Origin of the sequence: Streptomyces asiaticus, from assembly GCF_018138715.1 — a bacterium.
Classification (GTDB): Bacteria; Actinomycetota; Actinomycetes; order Streptomycetales; family Streptomycetaceae; genus Streptomyces; species Streptomyces asiaticus.
Map to the genome: position 1 here is coordinate 6,877,718 of NZ_JAGSHX010000006.1, position 15,634 is coordinate 6,893,351.

The window sequence follows — 15,634 nt, forward strand, 5'->3', positions numbered from 1 at the left end:
GGTGAAGTCGGCTCCCGTGGCCCGCAAATCGAATGTGCGTGCTATAGGCTCGGTGTGCTGCATCCTTAAGACATCGTCGTCGTGCCCCCATACCCTGGGTTGGGGGCTTCGCTCCGCTCCGCACCTGCTCCGACCGGCAGGGCCGCCCCGCGAGCGGGCTCGGCGCACCCCGACTCTCTCAAGAAAGGTGCCGACCGGCGTGGCCGACCGTCTCATCGTTCGTGGCGCTCGCGAGCACAATCTCAAGAACGTCTCACTCGACCTTCCTCGCGACTCGCTCATCGTCTTCACCGGGCTGTCCGGGTCGGGCAAGTCGTCCCTCGCGTTCGACACGATCTTCGCCGAGGGGCAGCGCCGGTACGTCGAGTCGCTCTCCTCCTACGCCCGCCAGTTCCTGGGGCAGATGGACAAGCCCGATGTGGACTTCATCGAGGGGCTGTCCCCCGCGGTGTCGATCGACCAGAAGTCGACCTCGCGGAATCCGCGCTCGACGGTCGGCACCATCACCGAGGTCTATGACTACCTCCGGTTGCTGTTCGCCCGTATCGGCAAGCCGCACTGCCCCGAGTGCGGCCGTCCGATCGCCCGCCAGTCGCCGCAGGCGATCGTGGACCGGGTGCTCGAGCTTCCCGAGGGCAGCCGCTTCCAGGTGCTCTCCCCGCTGGTGCGCGAGCGCAAGGGGGAGTTCGCCGACCTCTTCTCCGATCTCCAGACCAAGGGCTACAGCCGCGCCCGGGTGGACGGCGCGACCATCCAGCTGTCCGACCCGCCGAAGCTGAAGAAGCAGGAGAAGCACACCATCGAGGTGGTCGTGGACCGCCTCACCGTCAAGGACAGCGCCAAGCGCCGGCTGACGGACTCGGTGGAGACCGCGCTCGGCCTCTCCGGCGGCATGGTGATCCTCGACTTCGTGGACCTGGCGGAGGACGACCCGCAGCGGGAGCGGATGTTCTCCGAGCATCTCTACTGCCCGTACGACGACCTGTCCTTCGAGGAGCTGGAGCCGCGCACCTTCTCCTTCAACTCGCCTTTCGGCGCCTGCCCGGAGTGCACCGGCATCGGCACCCGGATGGAGGTCGACCCGGAGCTGATCGTCCCGGACGAGGAGAAGTCGCTGGACGAGGGCGCCATCCACCCCTGGTCCCACGGCCACACCAAGGACTACTTCGGCCGTCTGGTCGGCGCGCTCGCCGACGCGCTCGGCTTCCGTACCGACGTCCCCTGGGCCGGGCTTCCGCAGCGCGCCAAGAAGGCGCTGCTCAACGGGCACCGGACCCAGATCGAGGTCCGCTACCGCAATCGCTACGGCCGCCAGCGGGCGTACACCACGGCCTTCGAGGGCGCGCTGCCCTATGTGAAGCGGCGCCACTCGGAGGCGGAGAGCGACGCCAGCCGGGAGCGGTTCGAGGGCTATATGCGCGAGGTGCCCTGCCCCACCTGTGAGGGCACCCGCCTGAAGCCGATCGTTCTGGCCGTCACCGTGCAGGACAAGTCCATCGCGGATGTCTCGGCGATGTCGATCAGCGAATGCGCCGAGTTCCTGCGCGGCATGGAGCTGAGCGCGCGCGAGAAGACCATCGCCGAGCGGGTCCTCAAGGAGGTCAACGAGCGGCTGCGGTTCCTGGTCGACGTCGGCCTGGACTATCTCTCGCTCAACCGCGCCGCGGGCACCCTCTCCGGCGGCGAGGCCCAGCGCATCCGGCTGGCCACCCAGATCGGCTCCGGTCTGGTCGGTGTGCTCTATGTGCTGGACGAGCCGTCCATCGGCCTGCACCAGCGCGACAACCACCGGCTGATCGAGACGCTGGTGCGGCTGCGCGACCTCGGCAACACCCTGATCGTCGTGGAGCACGACGAGGACACCATCAAGACCTCGGACTGGGTGGTGGACATCGGCCCGGGCGCGGGCGAGCACGGCGGCAAGGTGGTGCACAGCGGGCCGCTGAGCGAGCTGCTGGTCAACCAGGAGTCGGTGACCGGGCACTATCTGTCCGGCAAGAAGGCCATCCCGCTGCCGGCGGCGCGCCGGCCCATGGACCCCAAGCGGCGCCTCACGGTCCACGGCGCCCGGGAGAACAACCTCCAGGACATCGATGTGTCCTTCCCGCTGGGGGTGCTCACCGCCGTCACCGGTGTCTCGGGATCGGGTAAGTCCACGCTGGTCAACGACATCCTCTACACCCATCTGGCCCGCGAGCTGAACGGCGCGCGGGCGGTTCCCGGGCGCCACACCCGGGTCGCGGGCGACGATCTCGTCGACAAGGTGGTGCATGTCGACCAGTCGCCCATCGGCCGCACCCCGCGCTCGAACCCGGCCACGTACACCGGCGTCTTCGACCATGTGCGCAAGCTGTTCGCGGAGACGATGGAGGCCAAGGTCCGCGGGTACCAGCCCGGGCGGTTCTCCTTCAACGTCAAGGGCGGCCGCTGCGAGAACTGCTCCGGTGACGGCACCATCAAGATCGAGATGAACTTCCTGCCGGATGTGTATGTGCCGTGCGAGGTCTGCCACGGCGCGCGCTACAACCGGGAGACCCTGGAGGTGCACTACAAGGGCAAGTCCATCGCCGAGGTGCTGGACATGCCCATCGAGGAGGCCCTGGACTTCTTCGAGGCGGTGCCCACCATCGCCCGCCATCTGCGCACCCTCAACGAGGTCGGGCTGGGCTATGTCCGGCTCGGACAGCCCGCGCCGACCCTCTCCGGCGGTGAGGCCCAGCGCGTCAAGCTGGCGAGCGAGCTCCAGAAGCGGTCGACCGGCCGCACGGTGTATGTGCTGGACGAGCCGACCACCGGTCTGCACTTCGAGGACATCAGCAAGCTGATCAGCGTGCTCTCCGGCCTGGTCGACAAGGGCAACACGGTGATCGTCATCGAGCACAACCTCGATGTGATCAAGACGGCCGACTGGGTCGTGGACATGGGCCCCGAGGGCGGCAGCGGCGGCGGTCTGGTGATCGCCGAGGGCACCCCGGAGGACGTGGCCTCGATCCCGGTCAGCCACACCGGGAAGTTCCTGCGGGACATGCTGGGCGACCGGGTGAGCGACGCCACGGTGCCCGCCGCGCGCAAGGGCGGTGTGACCACCAAGAAGGCGCCCGCCAAGAAGGCCGCCGCGAAGTCCACGGCGGCCAAGAAGACTGCGGCGAAGAAGACCGTGGCCAAGAAGGCGGCGGCCAAGACCACGGCCGCCTCCAAGCGGGCGGCCGCCAAGTAGCCCAAGCCGCTGTGCCCGCGCCGCGCCCGGACCGACCCGGGCGCGGCGAGCACGGGCGAAGCGGTCGGGCTCAGGCCAGCTCGGACGCGTAGGGCGGCTCCGCGCCCGCCCGGGAGCAGGTGATCGCGGCGGCGCGGGCGGCGAAGCCCAGCACATCCCGCCAGGCCGCCTCGTCCAGCTTGGCCAGCGCGGGCGCCGACAGCGCCTGGTGCCCCGCCAGCCGGTGCAGCAGCGCGGCGTTCACGGTGTCGCCCGCCCCGATGGTGTCCACGATGTCCACCCGCTCGCCCGGCACCGAGATCACCGAGCCGTCCTGCCGCCGTACGCTCAGCCCCTCCCCGCCGTGGGTGAGCACCACGGCCGCCGGACCCGCCGCCAGCCACGCGCCCACGGCCCGCTCGACATCCCCCGCGTCCTCCGAGTCGGCCAGCCACCTCGCGTCCTCTATGGACAGCTTCAGCAGGCCGATATGGGGCAGCCAGCCGTGGAAGCGGGCCCGGTAGGCGTCGGCGTCGGGGATCAGCCCGGTGCGGATATTGGGGTCCAGCGTGGTGAAGACCCCGCGCGCGGCCTCGCGCCGCAGCAGCTCCTCGTACGCGCTCGCGCCCGGCTCCAGCACCAGTGAGCAGGTGCCCAGCGACAGCGCGCTCACCCCCTCGGGAAGGGACGGCGGCAGGGTGAAGAGCCGGTCCGCGGTGCCCTGCACATAGAAGCCGTACCCGGCCGAGCCATCGGCCCCGATGGAGGCGACGGCCAGCGTCGTGGGCTCCTCGCCGCGCTGCACCAGCGCGGTGTCCACGCCGTCCATCCGCAGCCCCTCCAGCAGCGCCTCCCCGAAGCCGTCCGTGGAGACCCGCGAGCAGAAGGCGGTGGGCGAGCCGAGCCGCCCCAGGGCCAGCGCGGTGTTGTACGGGCCGCCGCCGCGCGCGGGCCGCAGCGCGGGCAGCCGGTCACCCGCCGCGGGGCTCGGCGTGCGCTCGGGCACGAGGTCGATCAGGGCTTCTCCGGCGACGACGATCACGAGACGGGGTCCTTTCCGGCGAGTCCGGGGGTTCCGGGGAGCGGTGGTCGGTCGAGGGCTTCGGCCACACAGCCGCACGAGGTGCGGTGGACGAAGGCGCAGGGCAGCCGTACGGTGCGCGGCGGCCGCCCCGGATTCTCCAGCCGCTCGAGCAGCAGCCGGACGGCGGTGGCGCCGACCTCCCGGCTGGGCTGGGAGATCGCGGTGAGTCCGGGGGAGAAGACATCCGCCCAGGAGAAGTCGTCGAAGCAGACCAGCGCGAGATCGTCCGGCACCCTCAGCCCCGCCGTCCGCAGGGCGCGCAGCGCGCCGATGGTCATCGCGTTGTTCGCGGTGATGATCGCGGTGGGCGGCTCGGGGGAGGCCAGCAGCCGGTGGACGGCGTCCTCCGCGCCCCGCGCCTCGGAGTGGCCCTCGGCCAGCAGCCCGGGGCGGAACGGCAGCCCATGGCGCTCCAGACCGGCCCGGTAGCCCGCGATCCGCTCGCTGGTGGTGCTCAGCCCCGGCAGTCCCGCGACCAGTCCGATGCGGAGGTGGCCGAGATCGGCGAGATGGTCGACCAGCTGTTCGACGGGGCGGGCGTTCTCGGCGCACACCTGGTCATGGGCGTCGCCGACCAGCCGGTCGAGGAAGACGGCGGGGATCTTACGGCGGGCCAGATACTCCAGCAGCCCGGCGGGCTCGGCCGACGGGGCGACGATCACCCCGTCCACCCGCCGCTCATGCAGCAGCCGGACGACGGTGAGCTCATGCGCGGGGTCGTCATGCGGATCGGCGATCAGCAGCCCATAGCCCCGCTCCAGGGCGCTGGACTCGACGCCCTGGAGGATCTCGGTGAAGTACGGATTGCTGATGGCCGAGACGGCCAGGCCGATCGAGCGGGTACGCGCGGTCACCAGGGAGCGCGCCAGCGTATTGGGGATGTACCCGAGGTCGTCGATGGCGTCCAGTACGGCCTTACGGGTGCCGGGGCGGACCGGCCGGGTCTCGTTGAGCACATGCGAGACGGTGGCCACGGACACCCCGGCGCGCCGGGCGACATCGACCATGGTTGCCATCCGCTGCGGTCCTTAACGTCGAGATCGTCGGGGGAGTCGGTCCAGGGGGCGTCGGGGCCGTGGGGCCGCCGAGCCCTGCTGGGGGCACGTAACGTATCGCATCGACCGCCGGACGTAAACGTTTGCGCAAACGCTTACGTCCTCCCCGGGGGCGGCGGCGAACGGAGGGATCTGTGCCGGTATGGTCGGAGGGCCCTCACACCCCAGGAGCCGCAGATGTCCAGCCAGCCCGCCTCCCGTCGAACCGTGCTGTGCCGCGCCGCGCTGGCCGGAGCCGCCGGGCTCGGCGTGGCGGCCTGCTCCCCGGGCGGATCGGGCAAGAAGGCGTCCCCGACGCCCACCGCCCCGGTCGAGCTCGGCTCGGCCGGTGTCGTGCCGGTTGGCGGCGCCAAGATCTACCGCGAGCAGCGGGTGGTGGTCGCCCAGCCCGCCAAGGGCGAGTTCACGGCGTTCAGCGCGGTGTGCACCCACGCCGGATGCGTCGTCGACACGGTCGAGGACGGCAAGATCAACTGCCCCTGCCACGGCAGCCAGTTCGACGCCCGCACCGGCAAGGTCGTCCAGGGGCCCGCGGAGAAGCCGCTGCCGTCGGTCCCGGTCACCACGAAGGGCGGACGGCTCGTCGCGGGCCCCGACGCCTGAGCGGACGACATCCGGGTGGTCGAGGCCGGCGACTCCCGCCCGGCCGCCCGGAGTGCCCGCCTGGCCGCCCGGAGTGCCCGCCCGGCCGCGGAATCCCCAAATCCCCTGGACCTCACCGCACCGCGTCCCGAGGGCACCGGATGTGTCACTCCCCGCAAGTAGGGTGGTGACCATGGCCGACCCGAGCAGCTACCGCCCCAAGCCGGGACAGATCCCCGACTCGCCGGGGGTCTACAAGTTCCGTGACGAGCACCGCCGGGTGATCTACGTCGGAAAGGCGAAGAGCCTGCGCCAGCGGCTCTCGTCGTACTTCCAGGACCTGGCGAACCTCCACCCGCGGACCCGCACCATGGTCACCACGGCCGCCGCCGTGGAGTGGACCGTGGTCTCCACCGAGGTCGAGGCCCTACAGCTCGAGTACTCCTGGATCAAGGAGTTCGACCCCCGGTTCAACGTCAAGTACCGCGACGACAAGAGCTACCCCTCCCTCGCCGTGACCCTCAACGAGGAGTTCCCCCGGGTCCAGGTGATGCGCGGCGCCAAGAAGAAGGGCGTGCGCTACTTCGGCCCGTACGCCCACGCCTGGGCCATCCGCGAGACCGTCGACCTGATGCTCCGCGTGTTCCCCGTCCGGACCTGCTCCGCCGGGGTGTTCAAGCGCTCCGCCCAGATCGGCCGCCCCTGTCTGCTCGGCTACATCGGCAAGTGCTCGGCCCCCTGCGTCGGCCGCGTCACCGCCGAGGAGCACCGTGAACTGGCCGAGGAGTTCTGCGACTTCATGGCCGGGCGCACCGGCGCCTATCTGCGCCGCCTGGAGCAGCAGATGCACGAGGCCGCCGAGGAGATGGAGTACGAGAAGGCGGCCCGGCTCCGCGACGACATAGGGGCGCTCAAGCGCGCGATGGAGAAGAACGCGGTGGTGCTCGCCGACGCCACCGACGCCGACCTGATAGCGGTCGCCGAGGACGAGCTGGAGGCGGCCGTCCAGATCTTCCATGTGCGCGGCGGCCGGGTGCGCGGTCAGCGCGGCTGGGTCACCGACAAGGTCGAGGCCGTCGACACCGCCGGGCTGGTCGAGCACGCCCTCCAGCAGCTGTACGGGGAGGAGCGCGGCGACGCGGTCCCCAAGGAGGTCCTGGTGCCCGCCGTGCCGGAACCGGCCGAGCCGGTCACCCAGTGGCTCGCCGAGCGCCGGGGCTCCCGGGTCGATCTGCGCATCCCGCAGCGCGGCGACAAGAAGGACCTCATGGAGACCGTCCAGCGCAACGCCCAGCAGGCGCTCGCGCTGCACAAGACCAAGCGCGCCTCCGACCTCACCACCCGTTCCCGGGCGCTGGAGGAGATCGCCGAGGCCCTGGGTCTTGACTCCGCTCCGCTGCGCGTGGAGTGCTTCGACATCTCCCATCTCCAGGGCGATGACGTGGTGGCCTCCATGGTGGTCTTCGAGGACGGGCTCCCCCGGAAGAGTGAGTACCGCCGCTTCCAGATCAAGAGCTTCGCCGGGCAGGACGATGTCCGCTCCATGCACGAGGTCGTGAGCCGCCGCTTCCGCCGCTATCTCCAGGAGAAGCAGAAGACGGGGGAGTGGCAGGAGGAAGGCGCCGGGGCTCCTGGGGTTCCCGGGGCTGTCGAGGCGTCCGAGCCCGCTGGGGCTCCCGGGTCCACCGGGTCCACCGGGGCCACCGGGTCCACCGGGGCCGCCGGGCAGCCCCTCGAAGGAGCCGACGGACCCGACCAGGGGCCCTCCGGCCCGATCGACGAGGAGGGCAGGCCGAAGCGGTTCGCCTACCCGCCCCAGCTCGTCGTGGTCGACGGTGGCAAGCCGCAGGTGGCCGCCGCCAAACGGGCCCTGGACGAGCTCGGCGTCGACGACGTCGCCGTCTGCGGCCTCGCCAAGCGGCTCGAGGAGGTGTGGCTGCCGGACGAGGAGGACCCGGTGGTGCTGCCCCGCAGCAGCGAGGGGCTCTACCTCCTCCAGCGGGTCCGCGACGAGGCCCACCGCTTCGCCATCACCTACCAGCGCAGCAAGCGCGCCAAGTCGCTGAAGGCCGGGCCCTTGGACACCGTTCCGGGTCTCGGTGACAGCCGTAAGCAGGCCCTGCTGAAGCACTTCGGCTCGGTCAAGCGGCTGCGCGCCGCCACCGTCGAGCAGATCTGCGAGGTGCCCGGCGTCGGCCGTAAGACGGCCGAGACGGTCGCCGCGGCGCTCGCCGGGGCCGCCCCGGCCGCGCCCGCCGTGAACACCGCCACAGGAGAGATCATTGAGGACGAGGCCGCCGGCGCGGCGTCGTCGAACGGGGGGACCAGACCATGACCGAGCACGAGAACCATGGAGACGGAGCGCAGGTGAATACGGGCACGTCGGGCGAGCCCGCCGAGGCGGCGGCCATCCCCGAGCTGGTGATCATCTCTGGAATGTCGGGCGCGGGCCGCAGCACCGCCGCCAAGTGTCTGGAGGACCTCGGCTGGTTCGTCGTGGACAACCTGCCCCCCGCGCTGATCCCCACCATGGTCGACCTGGGCGCCCGCTCCCAGGGCAATGTGGCCCGGATCGCCGTGGTGGTGGACGTCCGCGGCCGCCGCTTCTTCGACAACCTCCGCGAGTCCCTCGCCGACCTCGCCGCCAAGAACGTCAAGCGGCGGGTGCTGTTCCTGGAGGCGTCCGACGAGGCCCTGGTGCGCCGCTTCGAGTCGGTGCGCCGCCCGCACCCCCTCCAGGGCGACGGCCGGATCGTGGACGGCATCGCCGCCGAGCGGGATCTGCTGCGCGAGCTGCGCGGGGACGCCGATCTGGTGATCGACACCTCCAGCCTCAACGTCCATGAGCTGCGGGCCAAGATGGACGCCCAGTTCGCGGGCGAGGAGGAGCCCGAGCTGCGGGCCACGGTGATGTCGTTCGGCTACAAGTACGGGCTGCCGGTCGACGCCGATCTGGTGGTGGACTGCCGCTTCCTGCCCAATCCGCACTGGGTGCCCGAGCTGCGCCCCTTCACCGGGCTCAACGAGGAGGTCTCCAGCTATGTCTTCAACCAGCCCGGCGCCAAGGAGTTCCTGGACCGGTACGCGGAGCTGCTCCAGCTCATCGCCGCGGGCTACCGCCGCGAGGGCAAGCGCTATGTGACCATCGCGGTCGGCTGCACCGGCGGCAAGCACCGCAGCGTCGCGATGTCCGAGCGGCTCGCCCCGCGGCTGGCCGCCGAGGGAGTGGAGACCGTCATCGTCCACCGGGACATGGGGCGCGAGTGACCATTCGTAGCAACCGGCTGCGACGGCTGGTCGGGGCGCGGACGAACCGGAGCGCACATCCCAAGGTCGTCGCCCTGGGCGGCGGCATGGGCCTGTCGGCGTCGCTCGCCGCGCTGCGCCGGATCACCGGCGATCTGACCGCCGTCGTCACCGTGGCCGATGACGGGGGCTCCAGCGGACGCCTCCGCGACGAGCTGGGCGTGCTGCCGCCCGGCGATCTGCGCAAGGCCCTGGCCGCGCTGTGCGGCGACGACGACTGGGGCCAGACCTGGGCGCGGGTCATCCAGCACCGCTTCGCCAGCGAGGGCGATCTGCACGGCCACGCGGTGGGCAATGTGCTGATCGTCGCCCTGTGGGAGCAGCTGGGCGACCATGTGGAGGCGCTCGACCTGGTCGGCAAGCTGCTGGGCGCCCACGGCCGGGTGCTGCCGATGTCGGCCGTCCCCCTGGAGCTCCAGGCGTACGTCCGGGGCCATGACCCGGCGCGGCCGGACGAGGTCTCCACCGTCGCCGGGCAGGCCACCGTGGCGCTCACCCCCGGCGAGGTGCAGTCGGTCCATCTGGTGCCGCACGATCCGCCGGCCGTCCCCGAGGCCGTCGAGGCGGTCATGGACGCCGACTGGGTGGTGCTGGGGCCCGGCTCCTGGTTCTCCTCCGTGATCCCGCATCTGCTGGTCCCCGATCTGCTCAAGGCGCTCAGCGAGACCAAGGCCCGGCGCGTGCTCTCGCTGAACCTCGCCCCTCAGCCGGGAGAAACCGACGGCTTCTCCCCGCAGCGTCATTTGGAGGTTTTGGCCCGACACGCCCCTAAACTCGCCTTCGACGTGGTGCTGGCCGACGAGGCCGCCGTCCCCGACCAGAGCAGTCTGTGCGACGCCGCCAAGCGGCTGGGCGGCACAGTCGAGCTGGCTCCGGTGGCCGCGACCGACGGTGCCCCGAAGCATGACCCGGAGCTTCTGGCGGCCGCGTACGACCGTATTTTTCGGATGCATGGAAGGATCGGCCCATGGCGATGACGGCAGCGGTGAAGGACGAAATCTCCCGGCTCCCCGTCACCCGGACCTGCTGCCGGAAAGCGGAGGTCTCGGCGATCCTGCGGTTCGCGGGCGGGCTGCACCTGGTCAGCGGGCGCATCGTGATCGAGGCGGAGCTGGACACGGGGATCGCGGCGCGAAGAGTCCGCAAGGACATCCTGGAGATCTTCGGCCACTCCTCGGATCTGGTGGTGATGGCCCCCGGCGGGCTGCGCCGCGGCAGCCGGTACGTGGTGCGGGTGGTGGCGGGCGGTGACCAGCTGGCGCGGCAGACCGGCCTGGTCGACGGCCGCGGCCGGCCGATCCGCGGGCTGCCGCCGCAGGTCGTCTCGGGGGCCACCTGCGACGCCGAGGCCGCCTGGCGCGGGGCCTTCCTCGCCCATGGCTCGCTCACCGAGCCCGGCCGCTCGTCCTCCCTGGAGGTGACCTGCCCAGGACCGGAGGCCGCGCTCGCCCTGGTCGGCGCCGCCCGCCGGCTCCAGATCGCCGCCAAGGCGCGCGAGGTGCGCGGGGTGGACCGGGTGGTCGTCCGGGACGGTGATGCCATCGGCGCGCTGTTGACGCGGCTGGGGGCGCATGAGTCGGTCCTCGCGTGGGAGGAGCGGCGGATGCGCCGCGAGGTGCGGGCCACCGCCAACCGCCTCGCCAACTTCGACGATGCCAATCTGCGCCGCTCGGCCCGCGCCGCCGTCGCCGCCGGGGCCCGGGTGCAGCGCGCCCTGGAGATCCTGGGCGAGGAGGTGCCCGAGCACCTCGCCGCGGCCGGACGGCTGCGTATGGAGCACAAGCAGGCGTCCCTGGAGGAGCTGGGCGCCCTCGCCGACCCGCCGCTGACCAAGGACGCCGTCGCGGGCCGTATCCGCCGGCTGCTGGCCATGGCCGACAAGCGCGCCCAGGACCTGGGCATCCCCGGCACCGAGTCCAGCCTGACCGAGGAGATGGCCGACGGCATGGTCGGCTGACCGGTTCCGCGGGCTGACGGGCCCCATCGGCCACAGCCGGCCCTACGAGCCGACGCCCCCCACCGGTTGACGGTCCGAGAGGTCGTACGAGAGCCGCACCCCACGCCCCCGGGTCACACGAGTGATCCGGGGGCGTGGTGCGTCGCGGGGCATGTGACAGCGGTTCCGCGCGCCGCTGTTGACATGACCATGTGTCGTGACAAGTCTGGAGCGCTGCGCACCCGCGTGTCTTCACACGACAGCCAGGGGGGCTCATGAAGCTCGGACGCACGGTGAGATTCAGACGCACGGTGAGATCGGGCGGCGCGGTGGTGGCACTTGCCGCGCTGCTCCTGGGGGGACTGGCCGCGGCACCCGCGGCCACCGCACAACCTCCGGCGGACTCCGCCGGCGACGGGCTGTCCGTATGGACCGCCCAGGTCACGAAGGATCAGATTCCGCTGCTGCTCCGCGCCGGAGCGGACGGTACCGAGCTGGGGCGGCAGGTGCCCGAGAAGGGCACCGGTCCGGTCGAGCTCTACCTCACCGCCAAGCAGGCCGCCGAGCTGCGCGGCAAGGGTGTGCGGCTCGCCGAGAAGAAGGTCTCCGCGCAGAGCCGCGACCGCCTGAAGGCCGCGGGCGACGGAGTCTTCCGCCCCTACAGCGGCGAGGGCGGGCTGAAGCAGGAGATCGTCGAGACTGGCCGGGCGCACCCCGGCCTCACCAAGGTCGTCAGCATCGGCAAGACCGGCCAGGGCAAGGACATCCTCGCCCTCAAGCTGAGCAAGGGCGCCGCGAAGACCCGCGACGGCAGCAAGCCGTCGGTGCTCTACATGTCCAACCAGCACGCCCGTGAGTGGATCACGCCCGAGATGACCCGCCGGCTGATGCACTACTACCTCGACAACTACGGCAAGGACGACCGCGTCACCAGGATCGTGGACCGTACGGAGCTGTGGTTCGTGCTGTCGGCCAACCCGGACGGCTACGACTACACGCATCAGAGCCCGGCCAACCGCCAGTGGCGCAAGAACCTGCGCGACAACAACGGCGACGGCAAGATCACCTCGGGCGACGGCGTCGACCTCAACCGCAACTTCGGCTACAAGTGGGGCTACGACAACGAGGGTTCGTCCGCCGACCCGGCCGATGAGACCTACCGAGGACCCGCCCCCGCCTCCGAGCCGGAGACCAAGGCGCTGGACGCCTTCGAGAAGCGCATCGGCTTCACCTACGGCATCAACTACCATTCGGCCGCCGAACTGCTGCTCTACGGCGTCGGCTGGCAGGTCGCCACCCCGACCCCCGACGACGTCCTCTACACGTCGCTCGCCGGCACCCCCGAGCACTCCGCGATCCCCGGCTACCACCCGCAGGTCTCCTCCGAGCTGTACACCACCAACGGCGAGGCCGACGGCCACGCGGCGAACGTCAACGGGATGATGATGTTCACCCCGGAGATGTCGACGTGCCAGACCGCCTCCGACGTGGACCCGGACGACGCCTGGCAGCCGCGCGACTGCGCGTCCGTCTTCACCTTCCCGGACGACGAGAAGCTGATCGCGCAGGAGTTCACCAAGAACATCCCCTTCGCGCTCTCGGTCGCCGAGACCGCCGAACACCCCGACCGGCCCTCGTCGTCGGTCGGTATGACCGCGCGGGACTTCACCCCGGACGCCTTCACCACGTCGTACGCGCGCGGCGGCGACCAGGACGTCTCGGTGACCGTCCGCAAGCGCGTTCGCGACAAGAAGCTCAACTACCGCGTGGACGGCGGCCGTACCCGCACCGCCCCGCTGAAGGCGTGGCGGGGCGGTGAGACCTACGGCGGCGAGGACAACGTCCGCTTCGACCAGTACCGGGCCGCCGTCAGGGGCGCGGACCCCGGGCAGAAGGTCGAGGTCTGGTTCACCGGCCGCACGGAGAGCGGCAAGCGGACCGCCAGTGAGCCGTTCACCTACACCGTGGCGAAGCGGCCCCGCGCCGACACGCTGGTGATCGCCGAGGAGGGCGGCACCTCCCCGGCCCGGCACACCGCCGCGTACACCCGGGCGCTGGCCGACAACGACCGTAAGGCGGCCGTCTGGGACGTGGCCACCCAGGGGGCGCCGTCCGCGCTCGGAGTGCTGAGCCACTTCAGGACGGTGCTCTGGTACACCGGCGCCGAGCGGCCCGGCGGCCCGACCCTGCTCGCGGTGCGCGACTTCCTCAACGAGGGCGGCAAGCTGATCACCACCGGTGAACGGGCGGGCGGCAGCTCCGAGGTGGGACCGGCCGACACCGACGACTTCAGCCAGTACTACCTGGGCGCCGACAGCCGGCTCACCCTGAAGTCGCCCACCGCCTTCCAGGGCGCCGGCGCGCTCGCGGGCACCGGCGCGAACCTCGGCGACGCCCCGGGCAACCCCCTGGACGCGGCGGGCGCCTACACCGTCACCTCCGATGTGCTGCCGCCCGAGGACTTCCCCCAGTTCCGCAGCGCGGGCGCGGGGGAGTACCCGAACACGCGTACCCCGTACCAGCCTTATGAGGGCGACTGGATGGCGGCCGCGGGTCACCGTGACAACTCCTGGATGCGGCTGTCCCGCACGGTGGACCTCACCGGTGTGTCCGCCGCCGACAAACCGGCCCTGGACTTCCGGCTCAGCTACGACACCGAGCCCGGCTACGACCATGTGATCATCGAGGCGCGCACCGCGGGCAAGGACGACTGGACCACCCTCCCCGACGCGGGCGGCGGCTCCTCCACCAAGGTGCCCACCGAGTGCGAGGCGGGCTTCCTGCTCAATCTGCACCCGTTCCTCAAGCACTACCTGACCCCCGGCGACGACGGCTGCGCCGCGAAGGGCAGCACGGGCTCCTGGAACAGCCTGACGGGCTCCTCCGAGGGGTGGCGGCCGGTCTCGCTGGACCTGAGCGGCTACGCGGGCAAGAAGGTCGAGCTGGCGCTCTCGTACGTCACCGACCCGGGCACCGGCGGCCGGGGCGCCTTCGTGGACGGCACCGAGCTGACCGTCGGCGGCACCGCCGAGGACTCCGAGGGCTTCGAGACCGCGCTCGGCCCGTGGACGGTGCCGGGGGCGCCGGAGGGCTCCCCGGCGAACGCCGGGGACTGGTCCCGCTCCCGGGAGCTCTTCCACACCGTCGCCGGCGTCACCACACGGGACACCGTGCTGCTGGGATTCGGACTGGAGCACGTACCCGACGCCGTCCAGAGGGCCCGGCTGGTGGGCGACGCGCTCCGTGCGCTGCGTCGTTGACAGCGCGTGACACATCGTGACTGAATCGGCGGTCCGTACCACTTTCCGGTGGTCATGGGCCGCCGATGCCAATGTCACGTACGTCCCGTGATAGCGGTAGGGTCGGAGGCGGTCGGGGACATCCCATTACACGTTCGCCGGCGTCCAGACCGGCACACCAACGAGGAGATCGGTTCGTGACGATCCGCGTAGGCATCAATGGCTTCGGCCGCATCGGTCGCAACTACTTCCGCGCGCTCCTTGAGCAGGGCGCGGACATCGAGATCGTCGGTGTCAACGACCTGACCGACAACGCCACCCTGGTCCACCTGCTCAAGTACGACTCCATCCTCGGCCGGCTGAAGCACGAGGTCAGCCACACCGAGGACACCATCACGGTGGGCAACCAGACGTTCAAGACGATGGCCGAGCGCGACCCGGCCGCCCTTCCGTGGGGCGAGCTCGGCGCCGACATCGTGGTGGAGTCCACCGGCATCTTCACCAAGCGTGAGGACGCCGCCAAGCACCTTGCCGCCGGTGCCAAGAAGGTCCTGATCTCCGCGCCCGCCAAGAACGAGGACATCACCATCGTGATGGGCGTCAACCAGGACAAGTACGACCCGGCGAACCATCACGTCATCTCCAACGCCTCCTGCACCACCAACTGTGTGGCGCCGATGGCCAAGGTCCTCGACGAGAGCTTCGGCATCGTCAAGGGCATGATGACGACGGTCCACGCGTACACCAACGACCAGCGCATCCTGGACTTCCCGCACAAGGACCTGCGTCGCGCCCGCGCGGCGGCCGAGAACATCATCCCGACCTCCACCGGTGCCGCCAAGGCCACCGCGCTGGTCCTCCCGCAGCTCAAGGGCAAGCTGGACGGCATCGCGATGCGCGTCCCGGTCCCGACCGGCTCGGTCACCGACCTGGTCCTGGAGCTCGACCGCGAGGTCACCAAGGACGAGATCAACACCGCCTTCCAGAAGGCCGCCGAGGGTCAGCTCAAGGGCATCCTCGAGTACACCGAGGACCCGATCGTCTCCTCGGACATCGTCAACTGGCCCGCGTCCTGCACCTTCGACTCCTCCCTGACCATGGTCCAGGGCAAGCAGGTCAAGGTCGTCGGCTGGTACGACAACGAGTGGGGCTACTCCAACCGCCTCGTCGACCTGACCGTCTTCGTCGGCGGCCGGCTCTGACCGCTGTCCCGATGAGCTAGGAAACGGGGCCCGC

Annotated in this window: 10 protein-coding genes; 8 read left to right on the plus strand and 2 right to left on the minus strand. The window is 71.0% G+C overall.

Going from position 1 to position 15,634, the window contains the following annotated elements:
* Nucleotides 1–199 precede the first annotated feature (199 nt).
* Nucleotides 200–3,217 carry an excinuclease ABC subunit UvrA gene (uvrA, locus tag KHP12_RS37175; protein WP_037949683.1) on the plus strand — a complete coding sequence of 1,006 codons (3,018 nt, stop codon included), beginning with the start codon at nucleotides 200–202 and terminating at the stop codon, nucleotides 3,215–3,217.
* Nucleotides 3,218–3,287: 70 nt separating this feature from the next.
* On the opposite strand, the gene KHP12_RS37180 is transcribed toward uvrA, so the two are convergent.
* Entirely contained in the window at nucleotides 3,288–4,238 is a 951-nt protein-coding gene (locus tag KHP12_RS37180) for a carbohydrate kinase family protein (protein WP_086883585.1), read from the minus strand.
* On the minus strand, nucleotides 4,235–5,296 hold the full coding sequence (locus KHP12_RS37185; protein ID WP_086883586.1) for a LacI family DNA-binding transcriptional regulator: 1,062 nt from the start codon (nucleotides 5,294–5,296) through the stop codon (nucleotides 4,235–4,237). Before KHP12_RS37185 ends, KHP12_RS37180 begins: the two co-directional genes overlap by 4 nt.
* A gap of 216 nt (nucleotides 5,297–5,512) precedes the next feature.
* On the opposite strand from KHP12_RS37185, the gene KHP12_RS37190 reads away from it, so the two are divergent.
* The 7 genes from KHP12_RS37190 to gap all read left to right on the plus strand — a co-directional run bounded on the left by KHP12_RS37190 (nucleotide 5,513) and on the right by gap (nucleotide 15,600).
* Nucleotides 5,513–5,938, plus strand: a complete 426-nt coding sequence (locus tag KHP12_RS37190; protein ID WP_086883587.1) for a QcrA and Rieske domain-containing protein — start codon at nucleotides 5,513–5,515, stop codon at nucleotides 5,936–5,938.
* A 172-nt stretch (nucleotides 5,939–6,110) separates the two neighbouring features.
* Nucleotides 6,111–8,252: an excinuclease ABC subunit UvrC gene (gene uvrC, locus KHP12_RS37195; RefSeq protein WP_211834141.1), complete on the plus strand. Its 2,142-nt coding sequence runs from the start codon at nucleotides 6,111–6,113 to the stop codon at nucleotides 8,250–8,252.
* The gene (rapZ, locus tag KHP12_RS37200; protein WP_020872202.1) at nucleotides 8,249–9,184 is read left to right on the plus strand and encodes an RNase adapter RapZ; all 936 of its coding nucleotides are present in this window, start codon (nucleotides 8,249–8,251) and stop codon (nucleotides 9,182–9,184) included. The genes uvrC and rapZ overlap by 4 nt, the downstream gene beginning before the upstream one ends.
* Nucleotides 9,181–10,200, plus strand: coding sequence for a gluconeogenesis factor YvcK family protein (locus tag KHP12_RS37205; RefSeq protein ID WP_211834142.1), 1,020 nt, complete (start codon nucleotides 9,181–9,183; stop codon nucleotides 10,198–10,200). The genes rapZ and KHP12_RS37205 overlap by 4 nt, the downstream gene beginning before the upstream one ends.
* The gene (gene whiA / locus KHP12_RS37210) at nucleotides 10,191–11,180 is read left to right on the plus strand and encodes a DNA-binding protein WhiA (RefSeq protein WP_030840944.1); all 990 of its coding nucleotides are present in this window, start codon (nucleotides 10,191–10,193) and stop codon (nucleotides 11,178–11,180) included. The genes KHP12_RS37205 and whiA overlap by 10 nt, the downstream gene beginning before the upstream one ends.
* Before the next feature lie 254 nt (nucleotides 11,181–11,434).
* On the plus strand, nucleotides 11,435–14,419 hold the full coding sequence (locus KHP12_RS37215) for a M14 family metallopeptidase (protein ID WP_211834143.1): 2,985 nt from the start codon (nucleotides 11,435–11,437) through the stop codon (nucleotides 14,417–14,419).
* 176 nt (nucleotides 14,420–14,595) lie between these two features.
* Nucleotides 14,596–15,600 (plus strand): type I glyceraldehyde-3-phosphate dehydrogenase, encoded by a 1,005-nt coding sequence (gene gap / locus KHP12_RS37220; protein WP_037949670.1) that lies wholly within the window; start codon nucleotides 14,596–14,598, stop codon nucleotides 15,598–15,600.
* Nucleotides 15,601–15,634 lie beyond the last annotated feature (34 nt).